At 72.3% G+C, this 14,302-nt stretch carries 15 protein-coding genes; 12 read left to right on the plus strand and 3 right to left on the minus strand.

What is annotated here, in order from left to right; translation table 11 throughout:
- The first annotated feature begins 10 nt into the window (after window positions 1-10).
- Entirely contained in the window at window positions 11-448 is a 438-nt protein-coding gene (locus ACIRVH_RS24055) for a Fur family transcriptional regulator (protein WP_145875871.1), read from the plus strand.
- 10 nt (window positions 449-458) lie between these two features.
- Window positions 459-1,424 (plus strand): YgfZ/GcvT domain-containing protein, encoded by a 966-nt coding sequence (locus ACIRVH_RS24060; protein ID WP_403956505.1) that lies wholly within the window; start codon window positions 459-461, stop codon window positions 1,422-1,424.
- Between the two features lie 33 nt (window positions 1,425-1,457).
- Here ACIRVH_RS24060 and dtd read toward each other — a convergent pair whose 3' ends face one another.
- Window positions 1,458-1,883 carry a D-aminoacyl-tRNA deacylase gene (gene dtd / locus ACIRVH_RS24065; protein ID WP_403957132.1) on the minus strand — a complete coding sequence of 142 codons (426 nt, stop codon included), beginning with the start codon at window positions 1,881-1,883 and terminating at the stop codon, window positions 1,458-1,460.
- Window positions 1,884-2,042: 159 nt separating this feature from the next.
- Between dtd and ACIRVH_RS24070 the strand changes: the two genes are divergently transcribed.
- From ACIRVH_RS24070 to ACIRVH_RS24080, 3 genes are all read left to right on the plus strand, one after another.
- Window positions 2,043-2,633, plus strand: a complete 591-nt coding sequence (locus ACIRVH_RS24070) for an aerial mycelium formation protein (RefSeq protein WP_403956507.1) — start codon at window positions 2,043-2,045, stop codon at window positions 2,631-2,633.
- A gap of 58 nt (window positions 2,634-2,691) precedes the next feature.
- Complete coding sequence (locus tag ACIRVH_RS24075; protein WP_403956509.1) at window positions 2,692-3,930, plus strand: GNAT family N-acetyltransferase; 1,239 nt, start codon at window positions 2,692-2,694, stop codon at window positions 3,928-3,930.
- A gap of 303 nt (window positions 3,931-4,233) precedes the next feature.
- Window positions 4,234-5,142 carry a FadR/GntR family transcriptional regulator gene (locus ACIRVH_RS24080; protein WP_403956511.1) on the plus strand — a complete coding sequence of 303 codons (909 nt, stop codon included), beginning with the start codon at window positions 4,234-4,236 and terminating at the stop codon, window positions 5,140-5,142.
- A 13-nt stretch (window positions 5,143-5,155) separates the two neighbouring features.
- Here ACIRVH_RS24080 and ACIRVH_RS24085 read toward each other — a convergent pair whose 3' ends face one another.
- The gene (locus ACIRVH_RS24085; RefSeq protein WP_403956513.1) at window positions 5,156-5,344 is read right to left on the minus strand and encodes a hypothetical protein; all 189 of its coding nucleotides are present in this window, start codon (window positions 5,342-5,344) and stop codon (window positions 5,156-5,158) included.
- A 130-nt stretch (window positions 5,345-5,474) separates the two neighbouring features.
- Between ACIRVH_RS24085 and ACIRVH_RS24090 the strand changes: the two genes are divergently transcribed.
- The 5 genes from ACIRVH_RS24090 to ACIRVH_RS24110 all read left to right on the plus strand — a co-directional run bounded on the left by ACIRVH_RS24090 (window position 5,475) and on the right by ACIRVH_RS24110 (window position 12,169).
- Window positions 5,475-6,353 (plus strand): GntR family transcriptional regulator, encoded by an 879-nt coding sequence (locus ACIRVH_RS24090; RefSeq protein WP_403956515.1) that lies wholly within the window; start codon window positions 5,475-5,477, stop codon window positions 6,351-6,353.
- Window positions 6,353-7,090, plus strand: coding sequence for an HAD family hydrolase (locus ACIRVH_RS24095; protein ID WP_403956517.1), 738 nt, complete (start codon window positions 6,353-6,355; stop codon window positions 7,088-7,090). The genes ACIRVH_RS24090 and ACIRVH_RS24095 overlap by 1 nt, the downstream gene beginning before the upstream one ends.
- An 86-nt stretch (window positions 7,091-7,176) precedes the next feature.
- Window positions 7,177-9,453 (plus strand): phosphotransferase family protein, encoded by a 2,277-nt coding sequence (locus tag ACIRVH_RS24100; protein ID WP_403956519.1) that lies wholly within the window; start codon window positions 7,177-7,179, stop codon window positions 9,451-9,453.
- A gap of 9 nt (window positions 9,454-9,462) precedes the next feature.
- Entirely contained in the window at window positions 9,463-10,089 is a 627-nt protein-coding gene (locus ACIRVH_RS24105; protein WP_403956521.1) for a TetR family transcriptional regulator, read from the plus strand.
- A gap of 40 nt (window positions 10,090-10,129) precedes the next feature.
- On the plus strand, window positions 10,130-12,169 hold the full coding sequence (locus ACIRVH_RS24110) for a HelD family protein (protein ID WP_403956523.1): 2,040 nt from the start codon (window positions 10,130-10,132) through the stop codon (window positions 12,167-12,169).
- Here ACIRVH_RS24110 and ACIRVH_RS24115 read toward each other — a convergent pair.
- Window positions 12,166-13,008, minus strand: coding sequence for a nitroreductase family deazaflavin-dependent oxidoreductase (locus ACIRVH_RS24115; protein ID WP_403956525.1), 843 nt, complete (start codon window positions 13,006-13,008; stop codon window positions 12,166-12,168). The genes ACIRVH_RS24110 and ACIRVH_RS24115 overlap by 4 nt on opposite strands.
- 158 nt (window positions 13,009-13,166) lie before the next feature.
- Here ACIRVH_RS24115 and ACIRVH_RS24120 point away from each other — a divergent pair, with 158 nt between their 5' ends.
- Window positions 13,167-13,790, plus strand: a complete 624-nt coding sequence (locus tag ACIRVH_RS24120) for an RraA family protein (RefSeq protein WP_403956527.1) — start codon at window positions 13,167-13,169, stop codon at window positions 13,788-13,790.
- Between the two features lie 12 nt (window positions 13,791-13,802).
- Complete coding sequence (locus ACIRVH_RS24125; RefSeq protein ID WP_403956529.1) at window positions 13,803-14,288, plus strand: HAD domain-containing protein; 486 nt, start codon at window positions 13,803-13,805, stop codon at window positions 14,286-14,288.
- Window positions 14,289-14,302: the final 14 nt, after the last annotated feature.

Consider the following 14,302-nt stretch of genomic DNA (forward strand, 5'->3'; position numbering starts at 1 on the left):
ACTGGGCGGTGTGGTGAGCACCGACTGGAAGAGCGACCTCAGGCAGCGCGGCTACCGGCTGACGCCGCAGCGGCAACTCGTGCTCGAAGCCGTGGACACCCTGGAGCATGCGACCCCCGACGACATCCTCGGTGAAGTGAGGAAGACCGCGTCGGGGGTCAACATTTCCACCGTGTACCGCACGCTGGAGCTGCTGGAGGAGCTGGGCCTGGTCAGCCACGCCCATCTCGGCCACGGTGCGCCCACCTACCACCTCGCCGACCGCCACCACCATCTGCACCTGGTGTGCCGCGACTGCGAGAACGTGATCGAGGCCGACGTGGACGTGGCCGCGGAGTTCACGGCCAAGCTGCGGGGGCAGTTCGGCTTCGACACCGACATGAAGCACTTCGCGATCTTCGGCCGCTGCCAGGACTGTTCGCTCAAGGGTTCAAGTACCAAGTCGTAGGCTTACCCGTATGAAGAGCCCTCTGCTGTCCCTGCCCGGCGCCGTCCCCGCCGAGGGCGTGGACGAAGGCGTCGCCGCCCACTACGGCGACCTGTTCCGCGAGCAGCGCGCCCTCGCCGACGGCACGGGATTCGTCGACCTCTCCCACCGCGGGGTGGTCACCGTGTCCGGCGAGGACCGCCTCAGCTGGCTGCATCTGCTGCTCACCCAGCACGTCAGTGAACTGCCCGTGGGCGAGGCCACCGAGGCACTGATCCTCTCCGCGCACGGCCACATCGAGCACGCGCTGTACCTGGTGGACGACGGGACCACGGTCTGGGCCCATGTGGAGCCCGGCACCCAGGACGCGCTGATCGCGTACCTGGAGTCGATGAAATTCTTCTACCGGGTCGAGGTCGCCGACCGCACCGACGACTTCGCGGTCGTCAGCCTGCCCGCCGGCTCGATCGCCGAGGTGCCGGAGGGCGTCGTCGTACGCGAGACGGCGTACGGCCGTGACCTCTTCCTGCCCCGTGCCGACCTGGAGTCCTTCGCCGCCGGGGCCGGCCCCGCGGCCGGTCTGCTCGCCCACGAGGCGCTGCGCGTCGAGCACCACCGGCCCCGCGTCGGCTTCGAGACCGACCACCGCACGATCCCGCACGAGCTGGGCTGGATCGGCACCGCCGTCCACCTCCAGAAGGGCTGCTACCGCGGCCAGGAGACGGTGGCCCGGGTGCAGAACCTGGGCAAGCCGCCGCGCCGCCTCGTCTTCCTGCACCTGGACGGCAGCGAGGTCCACCTGCCGGTCCACGGCACCGAGATCCACCTCGCGGACGAGGGCCCCGACGGCCGCAAGATCGGCTTCGTGACGACGTCGGTACGCCACCACGAGCTGGGCCCGATCGCCCTGGCCCTGGTGAAGCGCAACGTCCCGACCGACGCGAGGCTCCTGGCCGGAGACACGGCCGCCGCGCAGGAGGTCGTGGTCAAGCCGTAGCTCAGCGAGGCAGCGCCGTCGGCTTTCGCGGCGCTAGATCTCCAGCAGCACCGTGAAGGGCCCGTCGTTGGTCAGCGACACCCGCATCTGGGCCCCGAACCGGCCCGTCGCCACCGTCGCGCCCAGGGCCCGCAGCTGGGCGACGACCTCGTCGACCAGGGGCTCGGCGACGTCGCCGGGGGCCGCCGCGTTCCAGGTGGGGCGGCGGCCCTTGCGGGCGTCGCCGTAGAGGGTGAACTGGCTGATGACGAGCAGCTGGGCGTCGATGTCCGAGCAGGACTTCTCGTCGTGCAGCATGCGGATCGACCAGAGCTTGCGGGCCAGTTGGGCCGCCTTCTCCTTGGTGTCCTCGTGGGTCACCCCCACCAGGACGCACAGGCCCTCGCCCTCGATCGCGCCCACCGTCTCGCCGTCCACGACGACACTCGCGCCGTCCACTCTCTGCACCACCGCACGCATGCCGACCATCATGCCGGGTGCACCGGCCGCGGTCATAGGCGGTCCATTATTGATCCTTAAGCCCCCATCTGGGTCCGTTCGGGGGCACTCGGTCACATAGCGGCCACTTGGGGTGGCACGATGCTTCCATACGCGGGTCGAGGGGACGGTCACAGGCACATGAGCACACCGAGTACCGGGCGGCTGGAGACGTACCGGCCGCCCGCGCAGCGCGGCGACGGCCCGACCGGCCCGTCGCTGCCCGCGGAGCCGCCCGAGCACGACCTGGCCCGGCTGAGCCTGCCCGAACTGCGCGTCCTGCGCCGTGACGCGCAGCGCGACGAGGCGGACCTCAGCTATGTGCGGCGGCTGCTGCAGGGCCGGATCGACATCCTGCGCGCGGAACTGGCCCGGCGCGGCCGGGCGTCCGTGCCGGCGCCCGCGGACGCCTCCGTGGTGGAGCGGCTCCCGGAGATCCTCACCGACGCCCCGGCCCGGCAGCGCTCCTCGGCCCGCCACGTCACGCTCGGCACCCCGCACAACGAGGAGTACCGGCTACTGGCCGCGGAGATGCTCGGCGAGGTCGAGCTGTCGGACCTGGAGGCCCGCACCGACCTGGAACTGACCACCGCCATGGGCCGCCTGGTCCGCTACGAGCAGGAGGTCTCCCGGCGCCGCCAGCGCCTGCAGCGCGTCACCGACGACTGCAGCGGGGAGATCGCCCGCCGGTACCGGGAGGGCGAGGCGCAGGTGGACGACCTGCTGATGTGAGGGGTGGCGGGCTGAAATGGGGGCGACACGCCGTCCGGAGGATGCCTACGGTGGCTCCATGACCGACGTACGCACCGTCTCCGAGGCCGACTTCGAGGGCTGGCTGCGCGCCCTGAACACCGGGTTCCTGCGAGAACCGGGGCCGAACGCGGACCAGATCGACGCCCACCGGCGGCAGTGCGTGTCCTCCCGCGTGCTCGGTGCCTTCGACGGCGACCGCTGCGTGGCGACCTTCCGTTCCTTCGCCCAGGAACTCACCGCGGTGGGTGGCGCGTTCGTTCCCGCGAACGCCATCTCCAACGTCACGGTCACCCCGACCCACCGCCGCCGCGGCCTGCTGACCCGCATGATGAGCCGGGACCTCGCGGCGGCGAAGGAGCGCGGCGACGTCGTCGCCACCCTGATCGCGGCGGAGTACCCGATCTACGGCCGCTACGGCTTCGGCCCGGCGACCTGGACGACCCAGTGGACCGTCGAGGTGCCCCGCGCGGGTCTCGATCCGCGCTGGTCCGGCCCGGAGGACGGCGGCCGGATCGATCTCGTGGACGGCGAGGACGTCCGCAAGCTCGGCCCGGAGCTGCACGCGCGGGTCCGCCGTGCCCAGCCCGGTGCGGTCAGCCGGGACGAGCTGTGGTGGCAGAAGATCACCGGCACCGTGCTCTTCGTCAAGGACTGGACCGAGCCGTTCTTCGCCGTGTACCGCTCCGCCTCCGGTGAGGTCGAGGGCCTGGTGTCGTACCGGTCGGACGACACCTGGCACGACAAGCAGCCGCACAACACCGCCGACGTCAGCTGGCTGCTCGCCACGACCCCCGCGGCCGAGCGCGCCCTGTGGCGGTACCTGTGCTCGATCGACTGGATCACCAAGGTCAAGAGCGGCTGGCGCGGCCCGGACGACCTCCTGCCGTTCTTCCTGCCCGACCCGCGAGCGGCCAGGGTCACCGACCACGCGGACTGGCTGTGGGTGCGGATCCTGGACGTCGTACGGGCCCTGGAGGCGCGGACGTACGAGGGGACGGGCTCGCTGGTGCTGGAGGTCGTGGACGCGGCAGGACTGGCCGGGGGCCGGTTCCGGCTGGAGGCCTCGCCGGAGGGTGCGTCCTGCACTCCGGCGGGCGGCGCCGCCGTCGATCTCACCCTGCCGGTGGCCGAGTTGGCCACGGTCTGGCTCGGGGACGAGTCCCTGGTGCGGCTCGCGGCGCTCGGCCGGGTCCGGGAAGAACGAGAGGGCGCCGCCCGGAAGGCCGACGCCCTGTTTCGCACGTCCGGGCGACCGTGGTGCCCGGACATCTTCTGAGGCTCCCCTCGTCCGGCCGACGCTGACTGTGCATCCGTAGCTGACTGTTCAGTTGTGGCTGTGCCATGACCGTGTTCAGTTGTGACTGTGCCGGCTGTTCAGTTGTGACTGTGCGCTCCGGTGGCCGCCCCCTGCCCGGGCTCCCGGCTCCCCTCCGGAAGGGAGCCCGATCGGCCAACCACTGGGGAAGCTCGACCATGTTGTTCAAGTTGGCTACCAACTTCACTGTGCTTATCTCCGCTTGGATGCGTCTCATAACCACCTTTCCGTGAACTGCCGCAAGATGGCGGGAAGTTGTAGTGTTTGTTCGTGGACCCGGAACACGCCTCCGCCAGTGAACGGAAGAGGCCACAGCGGTCACGCACGTCACATCGCGAGGTGGCCGACGCGCTGCGCGCCCGGATCCGTTCCGGTGTGCTGCGACCGGGCCAGCGCATGCCCACCCAGGCCAAGCTGGCCGACGAGTTCGGCGTGGAGCGCGGTGCCGTACGGGAGGCCCTGCGCATCCTGCAGTCGGAGCGCCTGCTCACCAACGTGTCCAAGGGCAGCCCCGCCACCGTGGCCGCGCCCGAGCGGCACACCCGCCCGGTGACCGTCCCTGCGGTGCCGCAGCCCACCATGGTGGGCCTCGCCCCGCGCATCGCGGCCGCCTTCGCCGCCCCGCACGTCGAGATCGACGCCCTCTGCCTGACCTCGGTCTCGCTCACCCTGGCCCTGGGCGTCGCGCTGCGCCAGATCCACGCCGGGAAGTTGAAACCGGCCAAGATCGATGTCCGGGTGCTGCTGCCCAGCCGGGACATCGACCTCGCCTTCCCGGCGCCGGTGGACGCCTCCGACGGCGGCCTGCTGCACCGGCGCTGGCTGTCCCAGCGCAACGCCCAGGGCCAGGTGCTGCGGCACAACCTGGAGGCGCTGCGCACCACGCACCACATCGACGTGCGCGTCTCCTTCCGCGCGCTGCCGTTCACGCCGCCGGCCAAGCTGTATCTGCTCAACGGGTCCGAGGCGCTGTTCGCGTACTACACGCTCAGCCGCCGCGAGCGGGAGATCGACCACGAGCACCTGCAGCTGTACGACGCCGAGGGCACGCGGTCGCTGCTGTTCGCCTTCGAACAGGGCGGCGACCTGCGCGACACCACGTTCGTGGAGCAGTCCCACCTGTGGTTCAACGCACTGTGGGGGACGATCAGTTCGGAGCTGGTGCTGACGTAGCGAAGGCCCGGGATCAGAGAGTGGGGCCCGTGAGGAGCACCGCGAGCAGCACGGCCCCGGCGGAGCTGACCGCCGGGCTCTTGGCCTTGATGCCGACGGAGAGCAGGAGCAGGCCGACGATGCCGGCGGCGCCGTACTTCCACTGGACGAGCTGCTCGAAGCCGACGACGAAGACGGCGCAGAGGAGTGCGAGGACGGGCATGGTGGTTCCCCCTTTCGGCCTGCCAACTTGACCAAGTTGGCAACCAACTATGATTAAGTTGTCCCCACTTGGTCGCTACTCGCAAACAACTTCGGAACAACTCCCCTTAGATGGATCAGGGTTGTAGCGTTTGGTTGTGGCCCAGGAGAACGTGGCAGTGAACGGCAGCAGAAGGCTCACGTCCCAGGAGATCGCCGACATCCTGCGGGAACGCATCCGCACCGGCGACCTGAAGGCGGGCGAGCGCCTGCCCACCCAGGCCGAGCTGGCCGAGGAGTTCGGGGTGGAGCGTGGTGCCGTACGCCAGGCCATCCGGGCACTCGCGGACGACGGTCTGCTCAGCAACGTCAGCAAGGGCAGCCCCCCGCGCATCGCCGAACCGGCCCCCGCCCACGACGAGCCCCAGCCGACGATGGTGGGCCTCGCCCCCCGGCTGACCGAGGCGTTCTCCGCGCCGCACGTGCGCATCGACGCGGCCTGCCTGACCGCGCAGTCCCTGATCCCCGCCCTGGGCGAGCCGCTCCGCCTGATCCACGAGGGCCGCCTGCGCCCCGACCGGATCGACGTCCGCATCCTGCTGCCGTCCCGGGACATCAACCTCGCCTTCCCGGTCTCGGTCGACGCCCGCCCCGACGACGACACCGTGCACCAGCGCTGGCTGGCGATGCGCAACGCCCAGGGCCAGGTCCTGCAGTACAACCTCCAGGCCCTGCGCTCCACCCACGACATCGACGTACACGTCACCTTCCGGGCCCTGCCGTTCACCCCGCCGGCCAAGCTGTACCTGCTCAACGGGTCCGAGGCGCTGTACGCGTACTACATGATCACGCGCCGCGAGGAGCCGACGGACAGCGGAATGCTGGAGATGTACGACACCGTCGGCTCCGAGTCCCTCCTCTTCTCCTTCGAGAAGCGGGCCGGTCAGCGGGACGCGGCGTTCGTCGAACAATCCCAGAAGTGGTTCGACGCCCTCTGGGAAACCATCACGACGGACCTGACACTCTCCTAGTGACTTCTGATGCGACTCCTGATGCGAACGAGATCGAGAAGCTACGAGAACTGATCACAGCTGCGCGGGTCGTCCTGTGGGACTTCGACGGGCCGATCTGCCGCCTGTTCGCCAGGTACAAGGCGGCACGCGTGGCTGCCGAGCTGGTGGAGTGGCTCGAGCTGCAGGGCCTGCGCGGGCTGCTCACCGACACCGAGCGGGAGACGCTGGACCCGCAGGTCGTGCTGCGCGCCGTGGACCGCCGGCACCCGGGCAGCGACCTCGTCGCCGAAGTGGAGGAACGGCTCACCCAGGAGGAGCTGCGGGCCGCCGCCTCCGCGCTGCCGACCGCCTACGCCGATCCCCTGATCCGCACCTGGACGGCCGTCGGATCCCGCCTGGCCATCACGACCAACAACTCCCCCCGGGTGGTCCGGGCCTACCTCGAGAAGCGCGGTCTCGACGCCTGCTTCGCCCCCCACGTCTACGGCCGGACCCAGGACCTGCACCTCCTCAAGCCGGACCCGCACTGCCTCAACCGCGCCCTGAACGGGACGGGCGCCCCGCCCGCCAAGGCCCTGATGATCGGCGACACCCCCTCCGACCTGCTGGCGGCCCGTGAGGCGGGCGTTCCGTTCCTCGGCTACGCGCGTAACGAAGGGAAGGAGAAACTCCTGAGGGCCGCGGGGGCCGAGCGTGTCGTGCGGTCGCTGGAGCCGTTGCTGCTGTTGCTCCGGACGGTGCGGTCCGTGCGCTAGCATGCCGAACCATCTGTGGGGAGTTAGCGTTTCCCCGACCCGTTCGTCCCCCTCCAGCACAGCGCGACCGAACCCCGGAGCGGCCCGTGGGCGCACCACCCGTCCCCCGCGACACGACCGGGAGGCGCGCCGACCGAGTTCTGCCCCGCGCCGTGTGCCAGGAGTTTCTGGCGCGGGCCACCGCGACCGGGCGGGCGAGCGGAGGTTTCCACCACCAGAACTACGTGGTGCCGCTGGACGAGCCGATGGCCCGGCTGATCGGCCGTCAGCCGGGGACCACCGTGACCGTGCGGGTGCGGCGCGCGGGCGCCCTGCCCGTGGTGATCCGGACCTGGCAGAACGAGACGGCGGTCCTGCGGGCCGTCAGGGGTGTCCTGTCCGGCGTGCCCGAGTGCCTGGCCGAGGGAGACGGCTTCGCCGTCCACAGCCATGTGGACGGTGTGCCGCTCTCCAGCGTCTGCGGCGACGGGAAGCCCGTCGACGGCCTGCTGGTCAGGGCCCTGGCGGGCCTGCTCGCCGAGACGGCCCAGGTGCGCAGCAGTGCCGCGCTGCCGCCCCTGCCCGCCCTGTGGCCCCGGAACTTCACCGACAGCCAGGGCTTTCTGCGGACCCTGGCCGGCATGGCCGACCTGCAGATCCGACAGCCCAACCGGGTCTCCTTCGGCGGCCTGTTCGCCGCCCTGGGCATCCCCGAGGACGCCCTGGTCCGGCTGGCCGAGCGGGTCCCGGTCATGACCCGCCGACCCTACAGCCTGCTCCACGCCGACCTGCACCGCGACAACGTGATCATGCCCCACGGCGGCACCCCGCTCCTGGTCCGCGTGGACTGGGAGCTGGCGACTTACGGTGACCCGCTGCACGACCTCGCCACCCACCTGGTCCGGATGCGCTACCCGGACCACCAGCGGGACGAGGTCGTCGAGGCGTGGGTGCGCGCCATGCGCGAGGTCCGCCCCGCGGCCGTCAACGGCGTGACCAGGGACCTGCGTCACTACGTCGCCTTCGAGCAGGCCCAGTCGGTGTACCCGGACGTGATGCGGGCCGCGACGTCCCTGGACGAGTCCTTCGACCAGAAGAGCCTGGACGAGGCGACGGCCCGGGTCCGGCGAGCCCTGGAGGCGGCGGCCGGGCCGCTGCGCCTCGCCCATGTGCCCGGGGAGCGGGAGATCGAGCGGATCCTGTTCCGCTGGCGGGCGTCCGTGCGGCCCGGCGTACGGACGGCGACCGGCGGCGGGGCGCTGCACGGGCCCGTGGTCCGGGCGATCGACTGGACGCCGGACCGGCGCGTCCCCGAGCACCCCGACTTCCCCCACCGGGCCGTCGCCGACGCCCTGTTGCTGGAGGGCGCGGCCCCGGCCGACCGGGTCTTCAAGGGCACCGCGCACCTCAACACGGTGCTCCGGGTGCCCGGCACCCCGTTCCCCGTCGTGGTCCGCCGCAAGGCCGTGAACGTGCCCCGGCGCGAACGCAGCTTCCTCAGCGAGCACGCCGTGCTCAGGGCGATCGAGCGGTCCGGGGCGGCGGTGGCCGCGCCCCGGGTGCTGGCGCTGGGCGAGAGCCACTCGATGGACCGCTCCGGCATCCGGACGTACTCCGGGGACCGCTTCGCCATCCACACCTACGAGGGCCCGAGCGACCCCGGCCGCAGGCCCGTCCACCCGGTGGGCGGCCTGCTCCCGCACGAGGCGGACGATCTCGTCGACCAGCTGGCCGCGCTCACCGGGGTCGACTACACCGAGATCGACCCGGTCGCGGGCCAGGGCGGCTTCTACGGCTGGCTCAGCGAGCAGCTCGTGGCGCTGGTCGCCGGCCTGCCCAAGGCGTCCCAGCAGCTGGCCCGCTTCCTCGGCCTGCCCGACGCGCCGAGGCTGCGCGAGATCCTCGCCCGGCACCAGGTCACCGCCCGCGCCCCGGCCCTGCTGCACGGCGACCTCAACCCCTGGAACCTGGTGCGCCGTGACGACCGCCCGGCCCTGACCGTCATCGACTGGGAGATGGCTCTGGTCGGCGACCCGCTGTACGAGCTGGTCCGGCACATGCACCTGACCCCCACCCGGCCGGAGATCCGGGACCGCATGTTCCGCCGCTGGGAGACCCGCCTGCCCGCGCGGTACACCCACGACTGGCGGCGGGACTGGCGGGTGTACCGGTGGGTCGAGATCGTCCGCTCGGCCTACGTCGACCTCGACCGCCTGGTCACCGGCGCGAGCCTGGACGCCCCCAACGTCCGCCGCGCGGTGGAGTCGTACGCGATGACCCTGGCGGCGGCCACCGCCTCCCTGGGCCTGTCGTCCCGGCACCGGACCAGCCCGTACCTCACCGGCGCCCTGGCCTGGCCGACCCTGCCGGACGGTGCTGCGTAGGCTCGTCCCATGGATGAGATGGGCCTGCGGGAGCGCAAGAAGCGGCGGATGTACCAGGATGTGTCGGACACCGCCGTGGCGCTGTTCCTGGAGCGCGGCTTCGACGCCGTGTCGGTCGCGGAGGTGGCCGCCGCGGCCGGGATCTCCAAGCCGACTCTCTTCCGGTACTTCCCGGCCAAGGAGGACCTGGTCCTGCACCGGATCGCGGACCACGAGGCGCAGGCCGCGCGGGTGGTCGCCGGGGCGGCCGACCCGCTCGACGCGCTGCGCCGCGACTTCCTGGCCGGGCTGGAGCGCTCCGACCCGGTCACGGGGCTGAACGACCATCCCGCGGTGCTCGCCTTCCACCGGCTGCTGTACGGGACTCCCGCCCTGGTGGCGCGGGTGTACGGCTATCAGGAGCGGTCGGAGGCGGCGCTCGCCGAGGCGCTCGGGGGTGGTCTCGACGCCCGGCTCGCCGCCGGGCAGATCATCGCCGTCCTGCGAATCCTCGCGTTGGAGAACTGGCGGCGGATCGCGGCGGGGGAGGGCGTGGAGCAGGTGCGGCCGGACGCGGTACGGGCCGCCGAGCGGGCCTTCGAGCGGCTGGCGGCGGGGCTGTCCGGGCTGACCGCCGCACCCATAGAGACTCGGTAACATATTTAACTCGGTTACATTTTCTGGGTACGGTGGAGTCATGACGTCACTCCACCCCGCCCCCGAGGACATCGAGGCCACCCTCCACCGCGAACGCGCCTACCACGACACCTGCCGCGGCGCCCTCGCCGCCATGGTCGACGGCGCCGCCGAACAGGTCGTCATCGGCGAGGACGTCTCCGCCTCCGGCGCCGACGCCGAGGTCCTCGGTTACCGGCTGCGCAGCCAGGTCAAGGCGCTGCGCGAGCTGCCCCGGGGCCCGCTCTTCTTCGGCCGGCTGGACTTCGCCGCGACCGACCCCGAGCACGGCGGACAGAGCTACCACGTGGGGCGCCTGCGGATCACCGAGCACCCGGCCGCCCCACCCCTCGTCGTCGACTGGCGGGCCCCCGTCTCCCGCGCCTTCTACCAGGCCGGCGCGCGCGAGCCGCAGGGCGTCGAGGTCCGCCGCCGGTTCGGCTGGGCGCCGGGCAGCCGGGGCGACTCCGCCGAGCTCACCGGGCTGGAGGACGAGTACCTCGGCCGGGGCGAGACCCAGGTCAGCGACATCGTGGCGCGGGAGATCGAGCGGCCCCGGGTCGGCCCGATGCGGGACATCGTCGCCACGATCCAGCCCGAGCAGGACGACCTGGTGCGCGGCGGCGTCACCGCCTCCGTGTGCGTCCAGGGCGCCCCGGGCACCGGCAAGACCGCCGTCGGCCTGCACCGCGCCGCCTACCTGCTCTACACCCACGCCAAGCGTGTCCAGCGCTCCGGCCTGCTGATCCTCGGCCCCAACCGCACCTTCCTCTCCTACATCGCCGAGGTGCTGCCCTCCCTCGGCGAGAGCGGGGTCCGCCAGGCCACCCTCCAGGACGAGATCGCCCGCCACCCGGCCACCGGCACCGACCCCACCCCCACGGCCGCGCTCAAGCACGACCCCCGCATGGCCGAGGTACTGCGCCGGGCGCTGTACGCACGGGTGTCGGCCGAGGGGGTGACCGACCTCGCCGTACGGGACGGCTCCTACTGGCTGCGGGTCACCGCCGGACAGCTGGCCGGCGTCGTCGACGAGGTGCGCGCGGAGGAGCCGCCGTACGCGATCGGGCGCGAGCGGGTCCGCGCCCGGGTGGTACGACTCCTGCTGGAGCAGGTGGAGCGGCGCTCGGGGCCGCCGCCGAACGCCTGGCTGCGCCAGGTCGAGCGGATGCGGCCGCTCACCGCCCGGCTCGACGTGGTGTGGCCGAGGGTCCGGCCCGAGGAGGTCCTCGCCGGACTGCTGACCGACGGCGAGGCGCTGTCGGCGGCCGCCGACGGGCTGCTGGACCCCGACGAGCAGGCGGCACTGCTGTGGCCGCGCCCGCCGCGCTCGTACAAGTCCGCCCGCTGGTCGGCCGCCGACCTCGTCCTCCTGGACGAGCTGGCGGGGCTGATCGAGCACCCCGAGGGGTACGGCCACATCGTCGTGGACGAGGCGCAGGACCTCTCGCCGATGGAGTGCCGGGCGATCGCCCGCCGGGCCGTGTTCGGCTCGCTGACCGTGCTCGGCGACCTGGCCCAGGGCACCACCCCGTGGGCGGCCCGCGACTGGGACGTCCAGCTGCGCCACCTGGGCAAGCCGGACGCCGTCGTGGTGCCGCTGACCACCGGGTTCCGGGTGCCCGCCGCCGTCGTCGAACTGGCCAACCGGCTGCTGGACCGGCTGGACGTGGCCGTGCCCGCCGCACGGTCGCTGCGCACGGACGGCGAGCTGACCCTCCGGCCGACCGGCGACGTGCTCGGCACGACCGTGAAAGCCGTACGCGAGGCCCTTGCCCACGCGGGCTCGGTCGGTGTCGTCGCGGCGGACGCGGACGTGCCCGGCCTGTGCGCCGCGCTCACCGGGGCCGGCATCGACCCGGCCGGACCCGACGAACTCGGCGCCCGGGTGACCGTGGTGCCCGCGAGCCTGGTCAAGGGCCTGGAGTACGACCACGTCGTCGCCGTCGAACCGGCCGCCGTCGCCGAGGCGGAGGAGCGCGGCGCGCACCGGCTGTACGTCGTGCTCACGCGGGCGGTGTCCCGGCTGGACGTCGTACACGCGCGGCCGCTGCCGTTCTAGCCGCCGAGTGCGGGCACCAACTGCTCCTCCTCGTAGGTCAGATGCGCCTCCAGCGCGGCCGTCAGCCGGTCCACCTCGGCACGGGCCGCGGCCGGGTCGGGATGCTCGCCGGAGACCGCCCGGCGCAACTGCTCCACGAGGTCCGCGATATGTCCGTGCTCCTCCTGCAGCCGCTCCAGGACGGGCGCGAGGTGCGGATGGCGGCCGGCGAGGAACGGGAACAGGGCCGTGTCCTCGCCGGTGTGGTGGTTGTGCAGCCCCGCGCACAGGGTGAGGCAGTTGACGCGGAGCTGGGCGCCGAGCGTGGCACCGTCGCCCGCGGCCATCTCCTTCCGGATCAGGTCGAGTTCACGCCGGAACATGTCGTGGACGAGCCGGATCGCCTCGCCGGGGGAGTCGGCGGCGATGTTCGGCGGCCCGCCCTGCGCGATCGGGTGCAGCGCGACGACGGGGATCACCCGGCCGCCCGCCTTCTCCTGGTACGCCTGCCAGCCAGGGTCGGCCTCCACCGCCCGTGCGAAGGCCCGGTCGCGCTCCTCGCCGGTGAGCACCTCGGCACGGGCCCGGTAGGTGAACACCCCGCTCTCGACGGTCGCTTCGGGGTGCGCGAGCAGGTTGCGGTACCAGTCGGGGTGGCGGGGCGAGCCCCCGGCCGAGGCGATGACGAGGATCCGCTCGCCGCCGTCGGCGAGGTAGCCGACCGGGGTGGTGTGCGGGGTGCCGGTGCGGGCACCGGTGGTGGTGAGCAGGACGAGCCGGGCGCCTTCGAAGTAGCCGCTCATGCGGCCGTGGTGGGCGCGGAACTCATCGATGATGTTCTGGTTGAAAGGGTTGGGCACTCAAGCTTTCCTTCTCTGCGGCTGATGACTGGTCTCAGTGCGCAGAGAAAGCGGCGGGCTCCTGGCCCGCGCGGACCTCACTCAGAGGCCGGGCACCCAACTCGCTCACGGCACAAGGCCGACCCGGCAGTCATGGCAGGGACGCTACCGTCCCTCTCATGACTGATGCCACCGAGTTCCAGGACATCCCCACCACGACCCTGGCCGATCTGCTCGGCCGCGACCAGGTCATGGACATCGGCATACGGTCGCTGTGGGCCCCGGTGCCGCGGATCGCCGGACCGGCGTTCACCGTGAGCTGCCCGCCCGGCGACAACCTGATGCTGCACGCCGCGATCCACCGCGCGGAGCCCGGCTCGGTGATCGTCGTGGAGTCCGGGGACCTGGACTGGGCGCTGGCCGGCGGAAACGTCTGCGCGGTGGCCAGGCGGCGCGGGGTCGCGGCCTTCGTCGCGGACGGTCTGATCCGCGACCTCGCCGAAGTGCGCGAGCTGGGCTTCCCGGTCTTCGCCCGGGGCGTGATCCCGATCCCGGGCGCGAAGAAGGCCGTACGGCCGCTGAACGAGCCCGTGCGCTGCGGGGGCGTACGGATCGAGGCCGGGGACGTGGTCGTGGCCGACGAGGAGGGCGTGGTCGCCGTACCGGCCGCCCGCCGGGCGGAGATCCTTCAGGGAGCGCGGGCCAAGCTGGCCAAGGAGGCGGCGGAGAGCCTGGACGACTGGGAGAAGGCGCACCGCGCCCGGATCGACGCCCTCCTCGCCGAGCGGGGCTTCGAAGGCTGATCCTGGTCGGTGATGCTGCTCTTCCTCGACGTCGACGGTCCGCTCATCCCGTTCGGGGCGGCGGACCGCGCCTACCCGGTGTACGACAGCGGCCGGTCCCTGCCGCCGGACGCCGCCGGGCATCCGCTGCTGAACCGCGTCGACCCCGCGCTCGGCGGCCGGCTCGCGGGGCTGGGCTGCGAGCTGGTGTGGGCCACGACCTGGATGGACGACGCCAACGCCTGCCTGGCCCCCTGGCTGGGTCTGCCCCCGCTGCCGGTCGTGGAGTGGCCCGACGAGGACGAGCCACCGGCCCTGCTGCACTGGAAGACCCGCCCCCTGGTCGCCTGGGCGGCGGGCCGCCCCTTCGTCTGGATCGACGACGAACTCACCGAGGCCGACCGCTCCTGGGTCGCCGTCCATCACCCCGGTCCGGCCCTCCTCCACCGCGTCGACCACCGCTACGGCCTGACGGAGGCCGACTTCGAGACGGTACGGGAGTGGCTCGGCGGCACCTGAAGGTCGCAGTCGTC

The organism is Streptomyces sp. NPDC101165 (genome assembly GCF_044768135.1).
Lineage (GTDB): Bacteria > Actinomycetota > Actinomycetes > Streptomycetales > Streptomycetaceae > Streptomyces.

Excerpts from the sequence above, each read along its gene's own strand:
- ACIRVH_RS24060 (WP_403956505.1), top strand. The coding sequence starts at position 459 with ATGAAGAGCCCTCTGCTGTCCCTGCCCGGCGCCGTCCCCGCCGAGGGC.
- ACIRVH_RS24105 (WP_403956521.1), top strand. The coding sequence starts at position 9,463 with ATGGATGAGATGGGCCTGCGGGAGCGCAAGAAGCGGCGGATGTACCAG.
- ACIRVH_RS24125 (WP_403956529.1), top strand. The coding sequence starts at position 13,803 with ATGCTGCTCTTCCTCGACGTCGACGGTCCGCTCATCCCGTTCGGGGCG.
- dtd (WP_403957132.1), bottom strand. The coding sequence starts at position 1,883 with ATGCGTGCGGTGGTGCAGAGAGTGGACGGCGCGAGTGTCGTCGTGGAC.
- ACIRVH_RS24070 (WP_403956507.1), top strand. The coding sequence starts at position 2,043 with ATGAGCACACCGAGTACCGGGCGGCTGGAGACGTACCGGCCGCCCGCG.
- ACIRVH_RS24120 (WP_403956527.1), top strand. The coding sequence starts at position 13,167 with ATGACTGATGCCACCGAGTTCCAGGACATCCCCACCACGACCCTGGCC.
- ACIRVH_RS24110 (WP_403956523.1), top strand. The coding sequence starts at position 10,130 with ATGACGTCACTCCACCCCGCCCCCGAGGACATCGAGGCCACCCTCCAC.
- ACIRVH_RS24075 (WP_403956509.1), top strand. The coding sequence starts at position 2,692 with ATGACCGACGTACGCACCGTCTCCGAGGCCGACTTCGAGGGCTGGCTG.
- ACIRVH_RS24085 (WP_403956513.1), bottom strand. The coding sequence starts at position 5,344 with ATGCCCGTCCTCGCACTCCTCTGCGCCGTCTTCGTCGTCGGCTTCGAG.